This window comes from Peribacillus sp. SIMBA_075 (assembly GCF_046534585.1).
On record NZ_JAWRYN010000121.1, the window covers coordinates 1 to 494 of the forward strand.

Below are 494 nucleotides of genomic sequence, written 5' to 3' on the forward strand. Positions count from 1 at the left end.
CGAGGCAAATCGAAAAGAAATGGGCGACAAGAAATCACTTAATATGCTTTTAAAAGCTTTGGACAGATTGATTAAAGAAGATAAATGAATAGGAGGAAATAAATATTGCCAAAAAAGATCAATAAGCTAGATAAGAAATTCTGGTTAACATTAATTAAATGGTCATTAGCTGCATTTTTAGCTGGATACCTGGTTGGTTTTCTGCTACCAACTACAGTTTCATCAAAATAAAATACAAATTACATATATTAAAAGGAGAATGAAATGAATAATCAAGAAAAACAAGTTTGGAATGGATTCTTTATTGGATCAGGTGCAATTTTATTATCCGCACTAATGTTAGCAGCTGGTGCTGTAGTCAATGCAGGGGTAATCTTTTACGGCTTAAATTTTGTACTAAGTCCACTTGTGAAAGTATATGGGTTTAGCTCCCCTGAAATTTCACTAGCACATTCATTTGTAATCGGGGTTCTGTTAATGGTGTTTGTGAAAGG

2 protein-coding genes are annotated in these 494 nt (G+C 33.2%); both read left to right on the top strand.

Annotated elements, in window-relative coordinates; all coding sequences use genetic code 11:
• Positions 1 to 105: 105 nt before the first annotated feature.
• On the top strand, positions 106 to 231 hold the full coding sequence (locus SB775_RS27420) for a hypothetical protein (RefSeq protein WP_410608971.1): 126 nt from the start codon (positions 106 to 108) through the stop codon (positions 229 to 231).
• Positions 232 to 264: 33 nt separating this feature from the next.
• A partial coding sequence (locus tag SB775_RS27425) for a hypothetical protein (RefSeq protein ID WP_410864288.1) occupies positions 265 to 494 on the top strand: 230 nt, incomplete at its 3' end.